We start from the raw sequence: 22,295 nt of genomic DNA, 5'->3' as shown, positions 1-22,295 counted from the left end.
GCCGCGCGTATTTAAGCGGGAGATCGATGAAACGCCTGCGACGAAACCGAGTCGCTCGTGTGACGCCGCGCACGCCGCGGTGCAGGGGAACGCCGGCCGGGCATTGGGCACCCGGCGGGGATCGGGTAAAGTGCCGCTCAACATGCCGGTTCGACGTTGCTAGACGACCGGTCTAATCGTTGCTAACATACGCCATCATGAATGCATCTTCAGGCGCGGAAGTTCGCCAGCACATCCTGAATATCGCGAAGCCGATCATGCTCCACAAGGGGTTTTCGGCGGTCGGTCTGAACGAGATTCTCGCCGCGGCGGGCATCCCGAAGGGCTCGTTCTACCATTACTTCGGCTCGAAAGAGGCATTCGGCGAAGCGCTGCTCGAATCGTATTTCGACGGCTATCTCGCGCATCTCGACAACCTGCTCGAGCATCAGGCCGGCACGGGCGCCGAGCGCCTGATGACGTACTGGGGCAACTGGCTGCACACGCAATGCGCGGACGATCCCGAAGGCAAGTGCCTCGCGGTGAAGCTCGGCGCGGAAGTGTCGGACCTGTCGGAAGCGATGCGCGCGGTGCTTCGACGCGGCACGAGCCAGATCATCGAGCGGCTCGCGGGCGGCATCGAAGCCGGGCTGGCCGACGGCTCGCTGCGTGCGGTCGACGATCCGTCGCACACGGCCGCGATCCTGTACGAGCTGTGGCTGGGCGCGACGCTGCTGGAAAAGATTCATCGCAACCGCCAGCCGCTCGAAAGGGCGATGGTCGAAACGCGGCGCATGCTGAACCTGGCGCAGGCCGCGCAGGGCGGTACGCAACCGTAAGTGGGGCGCGCTCTGGCGCGCCTTGTTTTTGCCCCGATTCTAGACGACTGGTCTACTCAATCATTCATGACGAACGCATCACGCCGCGTTACGCTGTCCCGACTACTCCAACCGCACGCGCGCGACCTCGACGGCCCGAGTGCCGACTCGGCCGCGGGCGCGCATCTTCTGCTGGTCCATCCCTGATCCGATCGTGCCCACGAAGCACGTTCATTCCTGTTGACGGAGGCTCACATGCCGCAAAGCAAGACCGCAAATCGCCAGATCATCCTGACTTCCCGCCCGGTCGGCGCACCGACGCCGGACAACTTCCGCGCCGAAACCGGTGACGTGCCGACGCCCGGCCCCGGCCAGGTGCTGCTGCGCACGGTCTGGCTGTCGCTCGACCCGTACATGCGCGGCCGGATGAGCGACGCGCCGTCCTATGCGCCGCCGGCCGAACTCGGCCAGCCGATGGTCGGCGGCACGGTCAGCCGCGTCGTGGCGTCGAACCTGCCGGCGTTCCGCGAAGACGATCTCGTCGTCGCCGGGGCAGGCTGGCAGGACTATGCGCTGTCCGACGGCCGCGACCTGATTCCGCTCGGCCGCGACTTCGCGCATCCGTCGTACGCGCTCGGCGTGCTCGGCATGCCGGGCTTCACCGCGTACACGGGGCTGCTGAAGATCGGTGAACCGAAGGCCGGCGAAACCGTGGTCGTCGCGGCCGCGAGCGGCGCGGTCGGCGCGGTGGTCGGCCAGATCGCGAAGCTGAAGGGCTGCCGCGTGGTCGGCGTCGCGGGCGGCGCCGACAAGTGCGCGTACGTGACCGACTCGCTCGGCTTCGATGCGTGCGTCGACCATCGCGATCCCGCGTTCGCCGCGAAGCTGAAGGAGGCGTGCCCGAACGGCATCGACGTCTATTTCGAAAACGTCGGCGGCGCCGTGTTCGATGCGGTGTGGCCGCTGCTGAACGACCATGCGCGCGTGCCGGTGTGCGGGATCATCGCGCACTACAACGACGCGGCGTACGACGACAAGGCGACGTCGACCGGCCGCGACCGCGTGCCGGCACTGATGGGCACGATCCTGCGCAAGCGCATCCGGATGCAGGGTTTCATCATCCTGGATCACTATGCAACGGGCTATGCGCCGTTCCTGAAGGACATGAGCGAATGGGTCGCGCAGGGCAAGGTGAAGACGCTCGAGGACGTCGTCCCCGATCTCGCCGATGCACCGGAAGCGCTGATCGGCTTGCTCGCCGGCAAGAATTTCGGCAAGGTCGTCGTGCGCGTGGGCCCCGACGAACTGGCCTGATCGCTCCGCTCGACGACATACAACCGCTGCATGCTGGCGTCGCGAAACGCCGGCTTGTGGCATGCTCGTTTCCGTTTTCAAAGGAGTGGAAAAATGGCACTTCACGTGATTGCTTCGCTGTTCCTGAAACCCGAACACGCACAGGCCGCCGAGGCCGAGCTGCGCAGCATGGTCGCCAGGACGCGCACCGAACCGGGCAACCGGCGCTACGACCTGTTCCGCGAGCAGGACGGCTCGCCGAACCTGCATCTGTACGAGATCTACGACGACCAGGCGGCGTTCGACGCGCATCTCGCGAGCCCGTATTTCGGCGAATTCCGCAGGAAGTCGGCCGACTGGTTCACCGCACCGCCGGTGATCAAGGTGCTGTCGGCCATCGACGTGGCCGAGTAACGACGCAAGCCCGCAACACCACCGCCGCGGCTCGCCCGCACCCGGGCCGCGCGGCACCCGTTGCGCACGACGCAACGGCGATGACGACGACCACATGACGCAGCGCGCGTCGTTCACGCCGCTCCCCCAATACAACGGCCCCGGAGGCTGAATGATCACCCTCAACATCAACGGCGAAACCCGCCCGGTCGACGCCCCCGACGACATGCCCTTGCTCTGGGTGCTGCGCGACGTCGTCGGCCTCACCGGCACCAAGTTCGGCTGCGGGATCGCGCAATGCGGCGCGTGCACCGTGCATCTCGACGGCGTTGCCGCGCGTTCGTGCGTGCTGCCGGTCGCCGCCGTCGCGGGCCGCAAGATCACGACGATCGAGGCCGTCGGCGCGACGCCGGCCGGCCACAAGGTCCAGCAGGCGTGGCGCGAGCTCGACGTCGTCCAGTGCGGCTACTGCCAGTCGGGGCAGGTGATGGCCGCCACCGCGCTGATCGCGTCGAACCCGAACCCGAGCGACGCCGACATCGACGCGGCCATGGCCGGCAACATCTGCCGTTGCGGCACGTATCACCGGATTCGCGCGGCCGTCAAACAAGCCGCGAAGGAGGCCTGACATGTCGCGAGGACTGATCGAAGCAGGTCGGGCTACGGCGGGCGTATCGCGCCGTTCGTTTCTGAAACTCGGCATGTCGCTCGGCGCGGCGGCCGGCGGCGGCTTGCTGCTCGGCTTCAGCCTGCCGGCGGCGGGCGACGATACGCGCCGCTCGGTGATCGGCGGTGACGCAGCCGAACCCGCGCAGCCGGGCGTGTTCGCGCCGAACGCGTTCGTGCAGATCGACCGTGCCGGCAAGGTCACGCTGGTGATGCCGAAGGTCGAGATGGGGCAAGGTGTCTATACGTCGCTGCCGATGCTGATCGCCGAGGAACTCGAAGTGCCGCTGTCGAGCGTGACGCTCGATCATGCGCCGCCGAACGAGAAGCTGTTCCTCGATCCGCTGCTGGGCGGCCAGCTCACCGGCGGCTCGACGTCGATACGCTACGCATGGGAACCGCTGCGGCGTGCAGGCGCCACCGCGCGCACGCTGCTGGTCTCGGCGGCCGCGAAACAATGGAACGTCGATCCGGCCAGCTGCCGCGCGGCCAACGGCGAAGTGCAGCATCCGCCGAGCGGCAGGCGCGCGTCGTACGGCCAGCTGGCCGATGCCGCGGCGAAGCTGCCGGTACCGAAGGACGTCGTGCTGAAGAAGCCCGAAGATTTCAAGCTGATCGGCACGCCCGCGAAGCGCCTCGATTCGCCGGAGAAGGTCGACGGCACCGCGCAGTTCGGGCTCGACGTGCGGCTGCCCGGCATGCTGTACGCGGTGATCGTGAACAGCCCGGTGTTCGGCGGCACGGTCGCGAGCGTCGACGATACGGCCGCGAAGAAGCTGCCCGGCGTGCGCCAGGTCGTGCGCGTCGACAACGCGGTCGCGGTGATCGGCGATCACACGTGGGCCGCGAAGCGCGGCGCATCGGCGCTCGTCGTGAAGTGGAACGAAGGCGCGGGCGCGAAGGTGTCGACGAAGGATCTTTTCGCGGATCTCGCGCAGGCGGCGGCGAACGGCAAGGGCGCGGTCGCGCGCAAGGAAGGCGACGTCGGCAAGGCCTTCGCGAACGCGAAGACGCGCGTCGACGCCGTGTACGAACAGCCGCTGCTCGCACACGCGACGATGGAGCCCGTGAACTGCACGGTGCACGTGCGCGGCGACGGCTGCGAGATCTGGGTCGGCACGCAGGTGCCGACGCGGGCGCGCGATACCGTGCAGCAGCTGACGGGCCTGGCGCCGGACAAGATCGTCGTGCACAACCACCTGCTCGGCGGCGGCTTCGGCCGGCGGCTCGAAACGGACATGATCGGCCAGGCCGTGAAGGTCGGCAAGCAGGTCAACGCGCCGGTCAAGGTGATCTGGACGCGCGAGGAGGACGTCCAGCACGACATGTACCGGCCGTGCTACTACGACCGGATCTCGGCGGGGCTCGACGCGAACGGCAAGCCGGTCGCGTGGCAGCACCGGATCGTCGGCTCGTCGATCCTCGCGCGCTTCGCGCCGCCCGCGGTCAAGGACGGCGTCGATCCCGACGCGGTCGAGGTTGCGTCCGAACTGCCGTACGACCTGCCGAACCAGCTCGTCGACTACGTGCGCCAGGAGCCGCGCCACGTGCCGACCGCGTTCTGGCGCGGCGTCGGTCCGACGCGCAGCACGTTCGTCGTCGAGAGCTTCATCGACGAGCTCGCCGCGCAGACCAAGACCGACCCGGTGCAATACCGCCGCGCGCTGCTCGACAAGACGCCGCGCGCCCGCAACGTGCTCGACGTCGCGACGAAGGCGGCCGGGTGGGGCGCATCGCTGCCGAAGGGGCAAGGGCGCGGCGTCTCGGTGATGCACGCGTTCGGCAGCTTCTTCTCGATCGTCATCGACGTCGCGGTGGAGGGCGGCGAGGTGCAGGTCAAGCGCGTCGTGTGCGCGGTCGATTGCGGCATGTTCGTCAATCCGAACACGATCGAGGCGCAGGTGCAGGGCGGCATCGTCTTCGGGATCACCGGCGCGCTGTACGGCGAGATCACGATCGAGGACGGCCGCGTCGTGCAGACCAACTTCACCGATTACCGGATGATGCGGATCAACGAGGTGCCGCCGATCGAGGTCCATCTGGTGAAAAGCGGCGAGGCGCCTGGCGGGATCGGCGAGCCGGGCACGGCCGCAACCGCGGCGGCACTGGCGAACGCGATCTTCGCGGCGACCGGCACGCGGCTGCGCAAGCTGCCGGTCGGCAACCAGCTGAAGACGGCTTGACGGAGACGACGATCATGCGAAACCTCACGCTGAACACGCTCCGCGCGTCGCTGCTTGCCTTGTCCGCGCTGCTGGCCGGCACGGCCGCGCACGCTGCCGGGACGGCGCCGGCCGACAGCGCGCTCGTCGCGCGCGGCGCCTATCTCGCGAAAGCCGGCGACTGCGTCGCGTGCCACACCGCGCCGCGCGGCACGCCGTTCGCGGGCGGCCTGAAGATGGTCACGCCGATGGGCGCGATCTACACGACCAACATCACGCCCGACCCGGAAACCGGCATCGGCGGCTATACCGAAGCCGAGTTCGCCGGCGCGCTGCGCAAGGGCGTCGCGAAGGACGGTCACAACCTGTATCCGGCGATGCCGTATCCGTCGTACGCGAAGCTGAAGGACGACGACGTGAAGGCGCTGTACGCGTACTTCATGCACGGCGTCGAACCGGTGAAGCAGGCGAACCGGCCGTCCGACATCCCGTGGCCGCTCAACATGCGCTGGCCGCTCGCGTTGTGGAATAGGGTGTTCCTCGATACGACGCCTTATGCCGACAAACCGGACAAGGATGCGATGTGGAACCGCGGCGCCTATCTCGTGCAGGGGCTCGGGCACTGCGGGTCGTGCCACACGCCGCGCGGCGTCGGCTTCCAGGAGAAGGCGCTCGACGAAGGCGGCGCGGCGTTCCTGTCGGGTGCGCCGATCGACAACTGGTTCGCGTCGAACCTGACCGGCGAGCACAACACGGGTCTCGGCCGCTGGAACGAGGCCGACGTCGCGCAGTTCCTGAAGACCGGCGCGAACCGGCACGCGACCGCGTTCGGCTCGATGGTGAGCGTGATCAACCACAGCACGCAGGCAATGACCGACGACGATCTGGCGGCGATGTCCCGATACCTGAAATCGTTGCCGGCCGCAGGCGGCACGGGCGCGCCGCCGTACAGTTATGATCCGAAGCCGACGCAGGTGGCACTGGGCCGGCCGGCAGCCGATCCGGGCGCGAAGGTGTATAACGCTTACTGCCTGCATTGCCACGGTGCGGACGGGCGCGGCTATGCGCCGCTGCTCGCGCCGCTCGCCGGCAATCCGAACGTGCTCGAAGCCGATGCATCGTCGCTGATCAACGTGACGCTGAACGGCAGCGACACGCTCGTGATCGGCGGTGTGCCGTCCGCGTATCCGATGCCGGCGTTCTCGAACCAGCTGAACGACCAGCAGATCGCCGACGTGCTGACGTTCATGCGCGCCGGCTGGAACAACGGCGCACCGGCCGTGCAGGCGGCGGACGTCGCGAAACTCCGCAAGGCGACGGCGGCCGCGCACTGAGCGCGGCACGCTGCGCAACGATGGCGGGCCGCCGTGCCTGCCGTCGACGCCACCGGGTGCGTGCCTGCCCCGGCGGCCTCGCTCTTTCTGTCAACCGGCGCGCGGCCGTTCGCGGCAGCGCGCGTTTTATCGACGCAATGTAGGGGTGTCTGGATGGCTAACGTGACTTATACGGATACGCAACTGCTGATCGACGGCGAGTGGGTCGACGCCGCGAGCGGCAAGACGATCGACGTCGTGAACCCGGCGACCGGCAAGCCGATCGGCAAGGTGGCCCATGCGGGCATCGCCGATCTCGACCGGGCGCTCGCCGCCGCGCAGCGCGGCTTCGAAGCGTGGCGCAAGGTGCCCGCGCACGAGCGCGCGGCGACGATGCGCAAGGCGGCTGCGCTGGTGCGCGAACGTGCCGACGCGATCGCGCAGCTGATGACGCAGGAGCAGGGCAAGCCGCTCACCGAGGCACGTGTGGAAGTGCTGTCGGCAGCCGACATCATCGAATGGTTCGCGGACGAAGGCCGCCGCGTGTACGGCCGGATCGTGCCGCCGCGCAACCTCGCCGCGCAGCAGACGGTCGTGAAGGAGCCGGTCGGCCCGGTCGCGGCGTTCACGCCGTGGAATTTCCCGGTCAACCAGGTCGTGCGCAAGCTGAGCGCGGCCCTCGCGACCGGCTGCTCGTTCCTCGTGAAGGCGCCGGAGGAAACCCCCGCATCGCCGGCCGCGCTGCTGCGCGCGTTCGTCGACGCAGGCGTGCCGGCGGGTGTGATCGGCCTCGTGTACGGCGATCCGGCTGAAATCTCGTCGTACCTGATCCCGCACCCGGTGATCCGCAAGGTCACGTTCACGGGTTCGACGCCGGTCGGCAAGCAGCTCGCCGCGATGGCCGGCCTGCACATGAAGCGCGCGACGATGGAGCTGGGCGGCCACGCACCGGTGATCGTCGCCGAGGATGCGGACGTCGCGCTCGCGGTGAAGGCCGCCGGCGGTGCGAAGTTCCGCAACGCGGGCCAGGTCTGCATTTCGCCGACGCGCTTCCTCGTGCACAACAGCATCCGCGACGAATTTACGCGCGCGCTGGTCAAGCATGCGGAAGGGCTGAAGGTCGGCAACGGTCTCGAGGAAGGCACGACGCTCGGCGCGCTCGCGAACCCGCGCCGCCTCACGGCGATGGCATCGGTCGTCGACAACGCGCGCAAGGTCGGTGCGCGCATCGAGACCGGCGGCGAGCGGCTCGGCTCGGAAGGCAACTTCTTCGCGCCGACCGTGATCGCGGACGTGCCGCTCGACGCGGACGTGTTCAACAACGAGCCGTTCGGCCCGGTCGCGGCGATTCGCGGCTTCGACAAGCTCGAGGATGCGATCGCCGAAGCGAACCGTCTGCCGTTCGGTCTGGCCGGCTACGCGTTCACGCGTTCGTTCGCGAACGTGCACCTGCTCACGCAGCGCATGGAAGTCGGGATGCTGTGGATCAACCAGCCGGCGACGCCGTGGCCGGAAATGCCGTTCGGCGGCGTGAAGGATTCGGGCTACGGGTCCGAAGGCGGGCCGGAAGCGCTCGAGCCGTACCTCGTCACGAAGTCGGTTACCGTGATGGCGGTCTGACGGTCGGCCGTGCATGGCGATGCCGCCGCTCCCGCGACTGTCGGGGGCGGCGGTTTTTTTTAGGGCCCGCAACGGGTTCCGCCGCGGACGCCGACTGCATTGCGAAGCATTGACCCATCGCCTATCCTCAGATCAATACGGCTGCACGATTTCGCGGACGGCAGGAGCGCCGGCAGCAGAAGAACGATAGCCGCGCGCGAACTGAAAGGCTGCGCCCGTGACCGGGCGATCGGCATGCCGTCTCCATGACTTTCCGACACCCGGGCCACGCACCGGTGCTTTCGACGCACAACGCAAAACACAAAGCGGGAGCAGTTTGGTCAACCACCACTATGGGGATATCGTCATGGCCAATTCGGTAGCAAATCAATTCGTCGATTGGGGTTCCGAATATCACGCGCCACCCTGGCAAGCGAACGACAACATCGCAATTGCGCCCGGCGTGACGACCGTATTCGATCTCCTGACCGCCGACGGCGTGTCGCCCGCCCTCAACCCGCAATCGCAGGGATCGGGCGCAAGCCTGTTCGTGACGGCCCTGGGCGGCGTGCAGGCGAATCAGGGCGGAAACGGCTACTGGTGGGTGTATTTCGTCAACGGTAAGATGCCCGACGTCTCGTGCGCGGTCTACACGCTGCAACCCGGCGATAGCGTGGCCTGGGACTACAAGCACTACTCGAGCGGCCTGAAGCAGGCCGTTCATCCGCCGCTGGCCTGACGGCTGCGGATGCGGCACCGGCGGGAAGGCGAATCGTCTTCCCGTGCATCCGCTTCGTCAATGCCGCCCGCTGCCGCGATAGCTTTCCACTTCCGCGTCGTACGCGGCCAGGAACGCCTTGCCGAATACCGACGCGAAATCGTCCTCGATCGCGAACACCGTATCACGATGGGTCGCCGCGTAGCGATCCCACATCCTTGCCTTGTACAGCGCGGGCACGCGCTTCTCGTACCAGCGCATCGCGTCGTCGCGTTCGCGCAGCCGTTGCGGCGAAAAACGCGTGAGCAGGTCCATCAGCGCGGCGCGCATGCCGGCGACCATGCCGATCTGGTGCGCGTGCAGATCCTGGAACGCGTCGCTGACCGCGCTCTGCGGCGACATGAAACCCGGCAGCGGCAGCCCGAACATCTGACGCAGCACCGCTCCGCCGTCCGGCAGCAGTTTCAGCGGGTTGTTCTCGCGGTCGAGCAGCATCGTCATGTGCGCTTTCACCTCGCGCTTCAGGATGCTGCGCGAAGACAGCAGTTCGACCGTGCCGTTCGCGAACAGCGCCAGCAGCTGGCCCGCAATGTACAGCTGTTCGGCCGACCACTGGTGCGATTCGGCGGCCGTATCGAGCCCCGCGCCTTCGAAGAACGCGTTCAGCAGCTCGTCGGGTGTCGGCGGCGCCGGCGTGGCATGCGCGGCAGGTGACGCCGGCTCGTCGGCCGGCCGTGTGTCGGCACGCGTGGCTGCCGGCTGAACGCGCACGTGCTGCGTCCACTCGGGCGCATGGTCGGCCTGCGTCGCGTGCGACGTGTCGCGATCCGCGTTGCCGTGCCCGGCCGGCGGCGCCGTGCTCGGCCCGCCGGGATCGCCCGACGCATGCGCAAACAGATCCAGCGGATCGATCGACAACTGGTTCAGGTCGCGCTGCGACGGCGCGGGCGGCGCGGCCCGGGCCGCGCGGTTCGCCGGCTGCGGCGCATCCGGGCGGGCGGGACTGCCGGGCCGTGCGGCGGCATCCGCCGCCTTGCCGCGTGGCGCGAGGCGATCCTGGAGCAGCCCCCACAGCCGGTTGCCGGCGCCTTTCGGCAAAGGCGAGGGCGCCGCCGCGGCCGCCCCGGCCGCACCGCGCACGTCGACAGGCGCACCGGTATCGGGGGCCATGTCGATGACCGGCGCGTCGTCGCCATCGCCGCCGTCGTCGCGTTCGGCCCGCAACACGTAGGGCCCGATACGGATGATGTCGCCGGTATTGAGCGGCCGCTCCTGCGCATAACCGACCGGTTCGCGATTCACCTCGATCGTCGATACGCTGCTCAGGTTCTTCAGCAGGCACGCGTCGTCACCGACCTGCAGCAGCGCCTGCAGCCGCGAAATCTGCCGGGTGTCGTCGCGCAGCACCAGATGGTTGTCGGTCGCGCGGCCGATGGTGCCGCCCGGCGGATGAAACACGACGGCGTCGTAGGAGTCGTTTTCGACCGGCTCGCCGGCATGTTCGATCACGATCAGTTGCATGTCATACGTCGCTCGGTGGATGAAGCGCTCGCGTGGAAACCGGTTCGCTCAGGACGACGCCGCATGCCTGCGGCGCGCGAATTCGAACGCGGGCCCCCAGATCGGATGCCCCTTCTCGGCGGGGGACAAGTCGAAGCGCGGGTTGAGGTCGAGAATCTTCGAGAACTCGGCGCGGCACGGCGCGATGCGGTTCGTCACGCAATAGCTGAACGCCAGGAGCTTGTGCGCGGCGACCTGCGTCTCGGTGTCGGCGCCGTCGATCTCCTTCGCGTGGCTCAAGAGCGCGATCGTGCGCCCGTAGTCGCCAGCGGCGTATGCGGCACGCGCGCTGTCGACCGTTGCATGCGCGGCCGACTGCGTCGGCGACGTGCTGCATCCGCCGGCCCCCAGCAGCAGCGCGCCAAGGAAAAGAACGATCGATGCACGTCCTTTCATTATTGAAATTAAGAATTCGCGTAATTGGAAGAGGGCTCGCAAGTGCTGTTGGATTCTAGTGCCAATCATCGGCATCGATGGTGCTGTTACGTTTTGTTTCAAATCGCCGATCCGATTCCATTTAAACCTGAAAATAGACTACGAATTTCAGTGCTTGTTAATCCAGAAAAACGATCTATAGTTCGCTGTGTTTTTCGGATTTGTCAGTTGTTTGGCCAGCGCTCGTCAATGCCGGAGAAAACGGGACATCCGTTCGGGCAACACGAATAGCCTGGCCCATCATCAGCGCCGCACAGCCCTTGTCCGGCGGCCGGCCGGCTCGTACCCTCCGAGCCCATCCGAAAGACGTCGACGCAATAGAACCGGGCCGCCCAGGCGAACCGGTTGGATTAACTTTTCCGTCAAATGATTCATATCAATTCAATTGCCAATCATCCAGCCAAATCGAATTTCGAAAAACTCGAATGATTTGACCCGGCTTCAGACAAGAACAATTTGCCGATACCATTTTCAATGGATGGACATGCCAGTCACATAATTACCAGTCAATTAATTGTCCCTTTTTTAATCCGGTCAACCGGTTTCGCACTCGGAAACCGGCGCACGGCTATTGGGTGGCGAGGGTGGAATATGCAATGGCGGTCGAGCAGTTTCATCGTATGGGGATGCGCGTTGCTGCTGCCGGGGTGCGGCGCGACGGAGCACGCGGCCGCGGTGCCGTATGCGATCACGGTCGACGTGGCGCCCGACGTCAACCCCGACATGAATCGCAAGCCCTCACCGATCGTACTGAAGGTGTTCCAGCTTCGCGCGGCGTCGGGATTCGACAGCGCGGATTTCTTCTCGCTGCAGGACAAGCCCGAGAATGTGCTCGGCGCGGACCTGCTCGGCACCGACCGCGTGATCCTGCGGCCGGGCGAGTCGCGCACGCTGCACTATCGCGGCAATGTCGAGGCCGGCGCGATCGGCGTCGTTGCCGAATACCGGATGCTCGAAAGGAACCGCTGGCGGCTGACGGTACCGTTGCCGCGCGCGAAGCAGCTCAACCTGTACAAGTTCTGGCAGACGTCGCCGGGCGAGTTGAAGTTGTCGATCGCGGTCCGGAACGGCGGCGTCGCGCTGAACAATCCGCAGGGGCGACCATGACCGAACCGACGATGTCCGCGACGCCGGTTGCGGCGCTGCGCCAGCGCGTGGTGTGGACCGAAGGCATGTTCCTGCGCCCACAGCATTTCCAGCAGCTCGAACGGCACTGGGAACGCTACGTCGCGTTGCGCTGCCTGCCGCTGCAAGGCTTCTACTGGGGCTTCGACACGCTCGAGATCGATCGCGAGCAACTGGCGTTCGGCAAGGTCGCGCTGCGCGCCGCGTCCGGCGTGATGCGCGACGGTACGCCGTTCGACCTGTCGCATCCGGACGATCTCCCCGAGCCGCTCGACGTACCGGGCGACGCGAAAGACCAGCTCGTCGTGCTTGCGCTGCCGCTGTGGCGCGGCGGGGGCGAGGAGGTGTCGTTCGGCGCAGGCGCCGCAAACGGCGGAAGCAGCGCGAGCGCCGACGCGGACGTCGCGCGCTATGTCGTGCGCGAATACGAAGTCGCCGACGCGAACGCGGTTGCGCTCGGCCCCGCGCTGCTGCAGACGGGCCGCCTGAACGTGCGGCTGATGCTCGAAGCCGAATTGACCGGCGACTGGCACGCGCTCGGCGTCGCGCGGATCGTCGAGCGGCGCACCGATGCACGACTGCTGGTCGACGACGGCTACATTCCGCCGCGGCTCGTCGCGCAGCGCGATCCCGTGTTGCTCGCCTATGCACGCGAGCTGCACGGGCTGCTTGCGCAGCGCAGCGAGGCGCTTGGGGAACGGCTGTCGGAACCGGGGCGCGGCGGCGTGTCGGAAGTCGCGGATTTCCTGTTGCTGCAACTCGTGAACCGTTACCTCGCGCTGACCTGGCATGCGCAGCAGCATGTGGCGACGCATCCGGAAACGCTGTTCTGCGACTGGCTGAAACTCGCGTGCGACCTGAGCACGTTCACGGCTGCCGGCCGGCGCCCGCAGTCGCTCGCGGTCTACGTGCACGACGACCTGCGCACGAGCTTTGCCGAACTGATCGCAGAACTGCGGCGGTCGCTGTCGACAGTGCTCGAACAGAACGCGATCCAGATCGAGCTGCGCGATGCCGGCAACGGCATCCGCGTCGCGACGCTGGCCGATCCCGCGCTGCGCGACACGGCCGGCTTCGTGCTCGCGGTGCGCGCGGACGTGCCGGCCGACAGCCTGCGCACGCGCTTTCCCGCGCAGGCGAAGCTCGGGCCCGTCGAGCGGATCCGCGATCTCGTGCAGTTGCAGCTGCCGGGCATCACGATGCGCCAGTTGCCGGTCGCGCCGCGCCAGATCCCGTATCACGCGGGCCATACGTACTTCGAGATCGACAAGGGCAGCGACCTGTGGAAGCAGTTGGCGCGTTCCGGCGGTCTCGCATTTCATTTCGCCGGCGAATTCCCCGGACTCTCGATGGAGTTCTGGGCGATACGCGGGTGACGCCGGGGCGACGCGATGAATTCTTCTTCCGATCCGATCTCCGCCGGTGCGGGCGGATTCGTGCCGCCGAATCCGGGCGGCATGCATCCGGCTGCCGCGTCGGGCACGGCCGGGCCGACGGCCACGCAGCCGCGGCCGGGCCGCTGGGCCGCGAGCGGCACGAACCCGCTCGTCGCGGCCGCGAACCCGCTGCTCAACCTGGTGCCGCAGATCCGCTCGACCGTCCACCATCCGAATCCGGCGTGGCTGCGCGAGCATCTCGTGGTCGAGATCCGGCAGTTCGAGGCACGCGCGCAGGCAGCCGGCGTGCCGTCCGAGGCGATCATCGGCGCGCGCTACTGCCTGTGCACGGCGCTCGACGAGGCGGCCGCTCTGACGCCGTGGGGCGGCAGCGTGTGGTCGTCGCACAGCCTGCTCGTGTCGTTCCATAACGAGACCTGGGGCGGCGAGAAGTTCTTCCACCTGCTCGAACGGCTGTCGCAGCAGCCGCGTCAGCATCTCGACCTGCTCGAGCTGCTGTATTTCTGTCTCGCGCTGGGCTTCGAGGGCCGCTATCGCGTGCTCGACAACGGCCATGCGCAGCTCGACGCGCTGCGCCACCAGCTCGCGCTCACGATCCGCTCGGTGCGCGGCGAATTCGAGCCTGCGCTGTCCCCGCACTGGCGCGACGTCGTCACGCGCGACGTCGCCCGCCGGTTCGTCGTGCCGCTGTGGGTGTGCGTGGCGCTCGCACTGCTGATCGGCTTCGGCCTGTTCGTCGGGCTGCGCATTGCGCTCGCCGGGCATTCCGACCGGCTGTTCGCGTCGATCGACGCGCTGCACGTGCCGAAGCTGCAGCCCGCGCAGGCGCCGCCGCGCCCGGCGCCGGCACCGCGGATCGCGAAGTTCCTCGCGCCCGAGATCGCGGCCGGCCTCGTGTCGGTGCGCGACGATGCCGATCGCAGCGTGATCGTGCTGCGCGGCGACGGGCTGTTCAAGTCCGGCTCGACGTCGGTGATCGACCGTTACGCGCCGGTGCTCGCGCGCGTCGCCGATGCGCTGAACAAGGTGCCCGGCAACGTGCGCGTGACCGGCTATACCGACGACACGCCCGTGCATACGGCGCGCTTCGCGTCGAACTGGGACCTGTCGCGCGAACGCGCGGAAGCCGTGCGCACCATGATCGCCGCGCGGCTCGACCATCCGGAGCGGCTGGCGGCGGAAGGGCGCGGCACGCTCGATCCGGTCGCACCGAACGATTCGCCCGCGAACCGGGCACTGAACCGGCGCGTCGAGATCACGCTGCTGCCGGCACCCGGCAGTGTCTCCGGCGCGACGCAGGGGGCGAACTGAAATGAACCAGGCTGTCGCGCGTTTCGTCCGGCCCTTGCCGTCGCGGGAAATCTGGACCTTCGCCGGTCTCGTCATGCTCGCGTGCTTCGTGTGGCTCGCGGGCCCGCTGTTCGCGTTCGCCGAGGTCCGGCCGCTCGAAAGCGGTTGGGCGCGCGGGCTGACGATCGCGGTGCTGTTCATCGCGTGGGGCGCACGCGTCGCATGGCGCAGCTGGCACGCCGGCCGCCTCAACGCGCAGTTGCTGAACCAGTTGCGCGAGGCCGCGCCGGGGCCGGCCACCGCCGACGATCCGGCGAAGGCGCAGCTTGACGAGTTGCGCAGCCGCTTCGACGAAGCCGCGACGCTGTTGAAGAAAGTCCGCTTCGGGCAGGCCGACACCGTGCGCCACGGCGTGCCGCGCTGGTTCGACCGGATGTCGCGCCAGTATCTGTACCAGTTGCCGTGGTACGTGTTCATCGGCGCGCCCGGTTCGGGCAAGACGACCGCGCTCGTCAATTCGGGGCTCAGCTTCCCGCTCGCCGAGCAGTTCGGCCGCGCGGCGATTCGCGGCGTGGGCGGCACGCGCCATTGCGACTGGTGGTTCACGAACGACGCGGTGCTGATCGACACGGCCGGCCGCTACACGACGCACGAAGGCAATCGCGCGCTCGACGAGGCCGAGTGGAAAGGCTTCGTCGAGCTGCTGAAGAAATACCGCACGCGCCAGCCGCTGAACGGCGCGATGCTGACGATCAGCGTCGCCGACCTGCTCGGCGCGTCGGAAGCCGAGCGCACGCAACACGCGATGGTGCTGCGCAAGCGGCTGCTCGAACTGCGCGCGCAGCTCGGCATCCGCTTTCCCGTGTACCTGCTCGTGACGAAGGCGGACCTGCTGGCCGGCTTCGCCGAATATTTCGGTGCGTATGGCCGCGCGGAATGCGCGCAGGTGTGGGGCTTCACGTTCCCGCTCGCGCAGAGCGAGGCGCCGGGCTTCGACCTGCGCGCGGCGTTCGAACGCGAATACCGGCTGCTGCACCAGCGGCTGAACGACGGGCTGCCCGAACTGCTCGCCGCGCAGACCGACGCGCGCCAGCGTGAGATGACGTACCTGCTGCCGCAGCAGATCGCCGACCTGCAGGACATGCTCGGCCAGTTCGTCGCCGAGGTGTTTTCGGTGTCGAGCTACGAGCCGATGCCGATGCTGCGCGGCGTCTACTTGACGAGCGGCACGCAGGAGGGCACCGCATTCGATCGCGTGATGAGCGGCATCAAGCGCTTCCTGAAGATCGAAGGCGTGCCGCCGGTCGCGCAGGTCGGGTCGACCGGGCGCAGCTTCTTCCTGAAGTCGCTGTTGCAGGAGCACATCTTCCGCGAAGCCGCGCTCGCCGGCAACGACCTGCGCTGGCACCAGAAGCGGCGCGCGCTGCAGATCGCCGGCTACGTGCTGCTCGCGCTGGCGTGCGTGGCCGTGCTGGCCGCATGGCTGCGCAGCTATGCGAACAACCGTGCGTATCTCGACCATATCGCCGCGCGCGTGCCGGCCGTCGATGCGCAGATCGCCGGCTCGAAATTCTCCGATGCGTCCGACATCGCACGGCTGCTGCCCGTGCTCGACGCGCTCGGCGGCCTCGCGAATGCGGGTGGCGTCGACCTGCAGCATCCGCCGCTCGCGTACCGGTGGGGGCTGTTCCAGGGCGAGAAGATCGACGAGGCCGTCGACGCCGTGTACCGGCGCGCGCTCGAGGACGTGCTGCTGCCGATCGCCGCGAGCCGGATGGAAGCCGCGCTGCGCGACGCGCGGCCCGACGAAACCGAATACGCGTATGCGGCGCTGAAGGCGTACCTGATGCTGTACGACAGCGCGCACTACGATCCCGCGTTCGTGCAGGCCGTCGTCGACCTCGAATTGGAACGCTCGCTGCCGCCCGATTTTTCGCCGGCCGAACGTTCGGCGCTGCGCGCGCATCTCGCCGCGCTGTTCGGCAGCCGCGTCGCCGTGTCGCCGTATCCGATGAACGAGCGGCTCGTAGCCGACGTGCGCGATCGGCTGCGGCAGGTGCCGCTCTCGCAGCGGCTGTACCGGCAGCTCACGCGCACGCTGCGCCCGGCGACGGCGGCGTTCGACTTCAGCGTCGCGCGCGCGGTCGGCCCCGACGCGTCGCTGGTGTTCCGCCGCCAGAGCGGCAAGCCGCTGTCGGAAGGCGTGCCGGGCTTCTATACGCGCAACGGCTATCGCAACGTGTTCGCGCCGCGCCTGGCCGGCGAAGTCGAAGCGTACGGGCGCGAGGAAGTGTGGGTGCTGAACCTCGGCCTGTCCGAGATCCCCGGGCCGAACGACGCGGCCGCGTGGGCGCGCGACATCCGCCAGCTCTACCTGAACGACTACCTGAAGATCTGGGACGACTATCTCGCCGACATCAGGCTGCAGCGCACGGCGACGCTCGCGCAGAGCATCCAGGTCGCACGCGCGCTGTCGTCGGCCGATTCGCCGCTCACGCGGCTGATGGTGGCGCTCGCGCGCGACACCGCGCTCGGCGACGCGCCGGGCGGCGCGCGCAATCTGGCAGCGCGTGCGCAGGACAAGGTCGACGAGGCGCGCAGCTCGCTGTCGCAGATCTTCGCGGGGCAGACCAGCGACGCGAATCCGGCGACGGCGGCGCCCGCGAGCCCCGAGCAGGTGGTCGACAGCCATTTCGCCGGGTTGCGCGCGTTCGCGCCGGGCAGCAGCGACCAGGCGCAGGCATTCGACGCGGTGCTGAAGTCGATCGACGCGCTGTACACGTACCTGACGGCCACCGACGACGCGCTGAGAAGCGGCGCGCAACCGCCGCCGTCGGACGCCCCCGCACGGCTGCGCGCGCAGGCCGGCCGCCTGCCGACGCCGTTCCGTGAAGTGCTCGACGACCTGTCGAACGTCGCGAACGGCAGCGTCGCGACCGTCGAACAACGCAGCGTCGCGCAGCGCGCCGGCGCGAACGTCGGCGACTTCTGCCGGCAGGCGATCGCGGGCCGCTATCCGTTCGCGCGCGGAGCGTCGCGCGACGTCGCGCCGGCCGATTTCGCGCAGATGTTCGCGCCGGGCGGGCTGATGGACGACTTCTTCCAGAAGAACCTGCAGACGATCGTCGATACGACCTCGCACCCGTGGCGCTTCGCGAACCGCAATGCGGACGCCGATCCGTCGGCCGCAGCGATGCTCGCGTCGTTCGAGAAGGCCGCGGTGATCCGCGACGTCTATTTCGGCGGCGGCGCCCGCACCGCGCAGCTGAAGGTGCAGGTCCAGCCGCTCGAAATGGATCCGTCGATCACCGAGATGGTGCTCGACGTCGACGGACAGATCGTCCGCTACGCGCACGGCCCGCTCGTGCAGAGCGCGGTCGAGTGGCCGGGCCCGCGCGGCAGCAACCAGGTGCGGCTGCAGGTGTCGGGGCAGGCCGGCGCGACCGACGGCTTCTCGACCGACGGGCCGTGGGCGCTGCACCGGTTGTTCGACCGCGCGGTCGTGTCGGCCGGGCGCGGCTCGGACCAGATGATTGCGCGCTTCACGGTCGACGGCAAACCGATCGTGCTGCAGGTGAATGCAGGCAGTGTCCGCAACCCGTTCCGACTGCCCCAGATGGAGTCCTTTACATGCCCTCCGAAGCCATGAGCCCGACACCGCCGCTCGCGCGCGCCGACGGCGACGCGCCGGCCTGGTACGGGAAGATTCCCGGCGCCGGCGACTTCGTGAACAGTCGGTTGCCGCATGCGCTCGCGCTGTGGTGGGAACGCTGGCTCCAGCAAGGGATGGCTGCGATGCGCCAGCGCGGCACGGACGAGATCGAGCGCCACTACACGGTCGCGCCGGTCTGGAACTTCCTGATCCCCGCGGGTGCCGGCGCGTCGTGCGTGCAGTCGGGCTGCCTCGCGCCGAGCTGCGACCGCGTGGGGCGCTATTACCCGGTGATCGTCACGCTGCCGACACGCGCGGCCGATTACCGGAACGGGCTGCCGGACACTGCCGACGCGTTCTACTGGCAGGTCGGCCATGCGTTGCTCGACGCGATCCGCCATGCGCGCGCGCCGGGCGATCTCGAGCAGACGCTCGAACGCGTGCGGCTCGCGCCCGACGTCGGCCGCGATGCGGCGGACCTCGTCGACGGCACGCCGGCAGCGCTGCCGGCACAGCCTGCGCCGGCCGCCTGGCCCGGGCTGTCCGGCTATTTCGATCCGCACGGCGGCACCAGCTTCTGGTGGACCAACCGCGCGGACGGATCGCCGTTGCGCACGCATGCGCATACGGGCACGCCCGACAGCGCACTGTTCCTGACGCTGTTCGGCGGCAGTTAGCGGCCCGGGTGACGGTCGACGGGCCGCCACGCGCGGCAGGCGGAAAGGACGCAGTTTCGAGAGGTGGTGGACATGAAGGACGCTGGATCGAGAGACAACGAGCACGACACGGCGACACGCGGCGACGCATCCGAATTCACGGTGCGGCCGCTGCCGCTCGGCCATCGCCTCGGTGAACTGCAGCTCGACGAGGTGCTGGGCATTGGCGGTTTCGGCATCGTCTATCGCGCGTTCGACCGCACGTTGCGGCGCGCGGTCGCGATCAAGGAGTACATGCCGTCGATGCTCGCGACGCGCGGCGGCGACTATACGGTGTCGCTGCGTTCGGAACGGTTCGCGCAGGCGTTCGACGCGGGGCGCGGCGCGTTCCTCAACGAGGCACGCCTGCTCGCGCAGTTCGATCATCCGGGGCTCGTCAAGGTCCTGCACTTCTGGGAAAGCCACGGCACCGCGTACATGGTGATGCCGTTCTACGAAGGCCGCACGCTCAAGCAGCTGCTCGACAGCGGGATGCGGATCAGCGAGACGCAGTTGCGCAACATCGTCGGCGCGCTGCTCGGCGCGCTCGACACGCTGCATCGCGCGCAGTGCTTCCATCGCGACGTCGCGCTCGACAACGTGCTGATCCGCCCGAACGGCAGCGCGATCCTGCTCGACTTCGGCGCGGCGCGCAAACGGATCGGCGATATGGTCGACGACGGCGCGATGATGATCAAGCCGGGCTACGCGCCGATCGAGCAGTACACCGACGATCCCGCGTTCAGCCAGGGGCCGTGGACCGACCTCTATGCGCTCGGCGCGGTGATGCACGCGATGATCACCGGCGAATTGCCGCCCGCGGCCGTCGTGCGCAGCATCAAGGACACCTACCGGCCGCTCGCGTCGCGCGAACTGCCGGCCGGCGAGGTGTACAGCCCGGCATTTCTCGCGGCGGTCGATCATGCGCTGCAGTTGCGGATACCGGAGCGGCCGGAATCGGTCGCGGCGTTCGCGGCGGAACTCGGGTTGCGCGACTTCGACCGGACGGGCAGCGCGTATGGCGCGGCAGTCGTGCCGCCGGCGGGCGATGCCGGCAAGGGCGGGGAAGGGCAGGCTACCGCGGCTCCCGGTACCGCGTCGTCGGCGGCGTCGACGATCGGTGACGGCGGGACCGCTTCGGGCGGGGCCGGGTCGGATACGCAGGCTTCGCAACCCGTGCGCTCGAACAACGTGTCGACAACGGAGGAAACCGCCTCCGCTTCGCCCGCCGCGTCGTCCGGCGGCGCTGCTCCGCCGACCGGCACCCCGCGTGCGGCGGCACCCGCCGGATCGCGCAACCGCCGCATGCCGGCCTATGTCGGCGCCGCAGTCGTTGCGCTGATCGCCGTCAGCCTCGCCGCGACCTATCTGTCGCGTCCGTCCCGCGTCGCTGACGACACCGTGCCCGCCGCGAGCCAGCCACTCGCCGGCACGTCACCGCCCGCAAGTACCGCGGAGCCTACGCTGGCCCAGCAGGGGCCGACACCGACCGTCGTGCCGCCGTCGAGCCTGCCGGCCGGATCGTCCGCGGATGTTCCGCCGCCGCCCGTCGCCGCCGCACCGGCCAGCGCGCCTGCCGTCGAAGCCGCCGTGCCGGCGCCGCAGGTCGCGACGACCGTCACGAACCCGCCCCCGGCGCGCGTCGGCGCCAGTTCGACCATCGCACCGGCCGGCAGCCTCGACGCGTCGGAACGCGTCGTCAACGTACCGCCGTCGGAAGCGGCCGCGACACCCGCAACAGCACCGACTCAAGCGCCGAAGGCGCCGTCGGAAGCTGAGACGGCCGTCGCCGCCGTCAACGCGCCGACGGCCGAATCGCAACCGCGTCCTCCGAAGACGCAGGAAACCGTCCAGGTCCGTTTCAGTGTGCGGCCGTGGGGCGACATCTACGTGAACGGCGCAAGGCGCGGCGCGAGCCCGCCGCTGCGTTCGGTGTCGCTGACGCCGGGCGTCTACGTGATCGAGATCCGCAACGGCGCGCTGCCGCCGTTGCATCGTACCGTCGCGATCGATTTCGGCAGCAAACCGGTCAACATCGACTATGCATTCGAATGACGTCAGCCAGGCGGCGCTGGCCGCCGCCGAATCTTCCGCGGCATCGCCCGGCGTGCCGGCGTCGCCGCGCGCCGACCTGATCGGCCGGCTGCTCGCGGACGTCGCGCCCGATGGACCGTGCGGCGCGAACCTCGAATACGACGCCGAGTTCCTGCGCCTGCAGGAGCGCGCGACGCCGCGCGCCGAGCAGCAGTACGGCGACACCGTGATCCCGGCCGAGGCGCCCGACTGGCGGACGGTCGAGCGGCTTGCGCTCGCACTGTCCGCCCGCACGAGGGACTTGCGCGTCGTCGCGTATCTCGCGCGCAGCTGGACCGAGCAGCACGGCATTCCCGGCTATGCGGACGCGCTCGCGGTCGTCGCGATGCTGCTCGAACACCGCTGGGACGACCTGCATCCGCGGCTCGATGCGGACGGCGAGCCGGACCCGACGCCGCGCATGAATGCGCTCGCCGACGTGGCCGGCGCGCACGACTGCGCACGCGCGGCGCGCCGCCAGCCGCTGTTCGACGGGGGCCCGAGCGTGCGCGACGCCGAACGGCTGCTCGACGGCCGCGACGAAACGGGCGCCGCCGCGACCGGCAGCCGCGAAAGCCTGATCGCCGCGCTGTCGGCCGCACGCGACGACGGCACGATGCCGCTCGACGCTACACGCACCGCGTTGCAATCGCTCGATGCGATCCGCGCGTGCGTGGCGGGCAAGCTCGGCCCCGAATGGGCGCCCGACGAAGGCGATGCGGAAAAAGCGTTGCGGCGGATCGTGCAGGAAGTCCCGCTGCCCGAGGCGTCGCAGCACGTACCGGCCGGCGCGACGCCCGCGCGGCAGGCCACGCCCGGCAGCGCGGCAACCGCCGCACCGGCGGCTCCGCCGAACGCTCACGCGTGGCGCGACGCCGAAGTCACGAGCCGCGACGACGTCCGCATCGGCCTCGACAAGATGTGCCGCTATTTCGAGCTGCACGAGCCGAGTCATCCTGCGCCGCTGCTGCTGCGGCGCGCCCAGCGGCTGCTCGCGCTCGACTTCTACGCAATCATCCGCGATCTCGCGCCGGAGAGCCTGCCGAAGCTGGACCTGCTGAGCGGCGAGCGGAGCGAATGAACCGTACGAGGGAAGCCGCCACGCGGGCGGCAACGACCTGCGCAAC

Annotated in this window: 17 protein-coding genes; 15 read left to right on the top strand and 2 right to left on the bottom strand. The window is 68.8% G+C overall.

All coding sequences use genetic code 11. From position 1 onward, the window contains the following. Window positions 1–197: 197 nt before the first annotated feature. The 8 genes from U5798_RS13960 (at window position 198) to U5798_RS13925 (ending at window position 8,962) form a co-directional block, all read left to right on the top strand. Complete coding sequence (locus U5798_RS13960) at window positions 198–818, top strand: TetR/AcrR family transcriptional regulator (RefSeq protein ID WP_322082387.1); 621 nt, start codon at window positions 198–200, stop codon at window positions 816–818. A 234-nt stretch (window positions 819–1,052) separates the two neighbouring features. Continuing rightward, window positions 1,053–2,111 carry an NADP-dependent oxidoreductase gene (locus U5798_RS13955; RefSeq protein WP_322082386.1) on the top strand — a complete coding sequence of 353 codons (1,059 nt, stop codon included), beginning with the start codon at window positions 1,053–1,055 and terminating at the stop codon, window positions 2,109–2,111. 93 nt (window positions 2,112–2,204) lie between these two features. Then, window positions 2,205–2,504: a putative quinol monooxygenase gene (locus tag U5798_RS13950; protein WP_322082385.1), complete on the top strand. Its 300-nt coding sequence runs from the start codon at window positions 2,205–2,207 to the stop codon at window positions 2,502–2,504. Window positions 2,505–2,655: 151 nt separating this feature from the next. Next, window positions 2,656–3,111, top strand: coding sequence for a (2Fe-2S)-binding protein (locus tag U5798_RS13945; protein WP_124447527.1), 456 nt, complete (start codon window positions 2,656–2,658; stop codon window positions 3,109–3,111). 1 nt (window position 3,112) lies between these two features. Next, window positions 3,113–5,332 carry a xanthine dehydrogenase family protein molybdopterin-binding subunit gene (locus U5798_RS13940; RefSeq protein WP_322082384.1) on the top strand — a complete coding sequence of 740 codons (2,220 nt, stop codon included), beginning with the start codon at window positions 3,113–3,115 and terminating at the stop codon, window positions 5,330–5,332. Between the two features lie 14 nt (window positions 5,333–5,346). Further along, window positions 5,347–6,645 (top strand): cytochrome c, encoded by a 1,299-nt coding sequence (locus tag U5798_RS13935; RefSeq protein WP_322082383.1) that lies wholly within the window; start codon window positions 5,347–5,349, stop codon window positions 6,643–6,645. A gap of 153 nt (window positions 6,646–6,798) precedes the next feature. Then, window positions 6,799–8,244 (top strand): NAD-dependent succinate-semialdehyde dehydrogenase, encoded by a 1,446-nt coding sequence (locus U5798_RS13930; RefSeq protein ID WP_322082382.1) that lies wholly within the window; start codon window positions 6,799–6,801, stop codon window positions 8,242–8,244. Between the two features lie 346 nt (window positions 8,245–8,590). Next, window positions 8,591–8,962 carry a DUF4430 domain-containing protein gene (locus tag U5798_RS13925; RefSeq protein ID WP_124447519.1) on the top strand — a complete coding sequence of 124 codons (372 nt, stop codon included), beginning with the start codon at window positions 8,591–8,593 and terminating at the stop codon, window positions 8,960–8,962. Between the two features lie 57 nt (window positions 8,963–9,019). On the opposite strand, the gene tagH is transcribed toward U5798_RS13925, so the two are convergent. Then, the gene (tagH, locus tag U5798_RS13920) at window positions 9,020–10,462 is read right to left on the bottom strand and encodes a type VI secretion system-associated FHA domain protein TagH (RefSeq protein ID WP_124447517.1); all 1,443 of its coding nucleotides are present in this window, start codon (window positions 10,460–10,462) and stop codon (window positions 9,020–9,022) included. Between the two features lie 48 nt (window positions 10,463–10,510). After that, a complete protein-coding gene (locus tag U5798_RS13915; protein WP_124448126.1) occupies window positions 10,511–10,897 on the bottom strand; it encodes a TssQ family T6SS-associated lipoprotein in 387 nt (128 codons plus the stop codon). A 630-nt stretch (window positions 10,898–11,527) separates the two neighbouring features. On the opposite strand from U5798_RS13915, the gene tssJ reads away from it, so the two are divergent. The 7 genes from tssJ to tssA all read left to right on the top strand — a co-directional run bounded on the left by tssJ (window position 11,528) and on the right by tssA (window position 22,249). Next, a complete protein-coding gene (gene tssJ / locus U5798_RS13910) occupies window positions 11,528–12,043 on the top strand; it encodes a type VI secretion system lipoprotein TssJ (protein WP_124447515.1) in 516 nt (171 codons plus the stop codon). Continuing rightward, a complete protein-coding gene (gene tssK, locus U5798_RS13905; protein ID WP_322082381.1) occupies window positions 12,040–13,437 on the top strand; it encodes a type VI secretion system baseplate subunit TssK in 1,398 nt (465 codons plus the stop codon). The genes tssJ and tssK overlap by 4 nt, the downstream gene beginning before the upstream one ends. Before the next feature lie 15 nt (window positions 13,438–13,452). Continuing rightward, window positions 13,453–14,769, top strand: a complete 1,317-nt coding sequence (locus U5798_RS13900; RefSeq protein ID WP_124447511.1) for a DotU family type VI secretion system protein — start codon at window positions 13,453–13,455, stop codon at window positions 14,767–14,769. Between the two features lies 1 nt (window position 14,770). Then, window positions 14,771–18,397: a type VI secretion system membrane subunit TssM gene (tssM, locus tag U5798_RS13895; protein ID WP_322082380.1), complete on the top strand. Its 3,627-nt coding sequence runs from the start codon at window positions 14,771–14,773 to the stop codon at window positions 18,395–18,397. Next, complete coding sequence (gene tagF, locus U5798_RS13890; RefSeq protein WP_322082379.1) at window positions 18,379–19,077, top strand: type VI secretion system-associated protein TagF; 699 nt, start codon at window positions 18,379–18,381, stop codon at window positions 19,075–19,077. Before tssM ends, tagF begins: the two co-directional genes overlap by 19 nt. A 72-nt stretch (window positions 19,078–19,149) precedes the next feature. Beyond that, window positions 19,150–21,150, top strand: a complete 2,001-nt coding sequence (locus U5798_RS13885) for a protein kinase domain-containing protein (RefSeq protein WP_322082378.1) — start codon at window positions 19,150–19,152, stop codon at window positions 21,148–21,150. Next, window positions 21,137–22,249, top strand: a complete 1,113-nt coding sequence (tssA, locus tag U5798_RS13880) for a type VI secretion system protein TssA (protein ID WP_322082377.1) — start codon at window positions 21,137–21,139, stop codon at window positions 22,247–22,249. The genes U5798_RS13885 and tssA overlap by 14 nt, the downstream gene beginning before the upstream one ends. The last annotated feature ends 46 nt before the right edge of the window (window positions 22,250–22,295 follow it).

This window comes from Burkholderia sp. BCC1972, from assembly GCF_905339605.1.
Taxonomy (GTDB): Bacteria; Pseudomonadota; Gammaproteobacteria; order Burkholderiales; family Burkholderiaceae; genus Burkholderia.
This window is presented reverse-complemented; position numbering and strand designations above follow the sequence as displayed.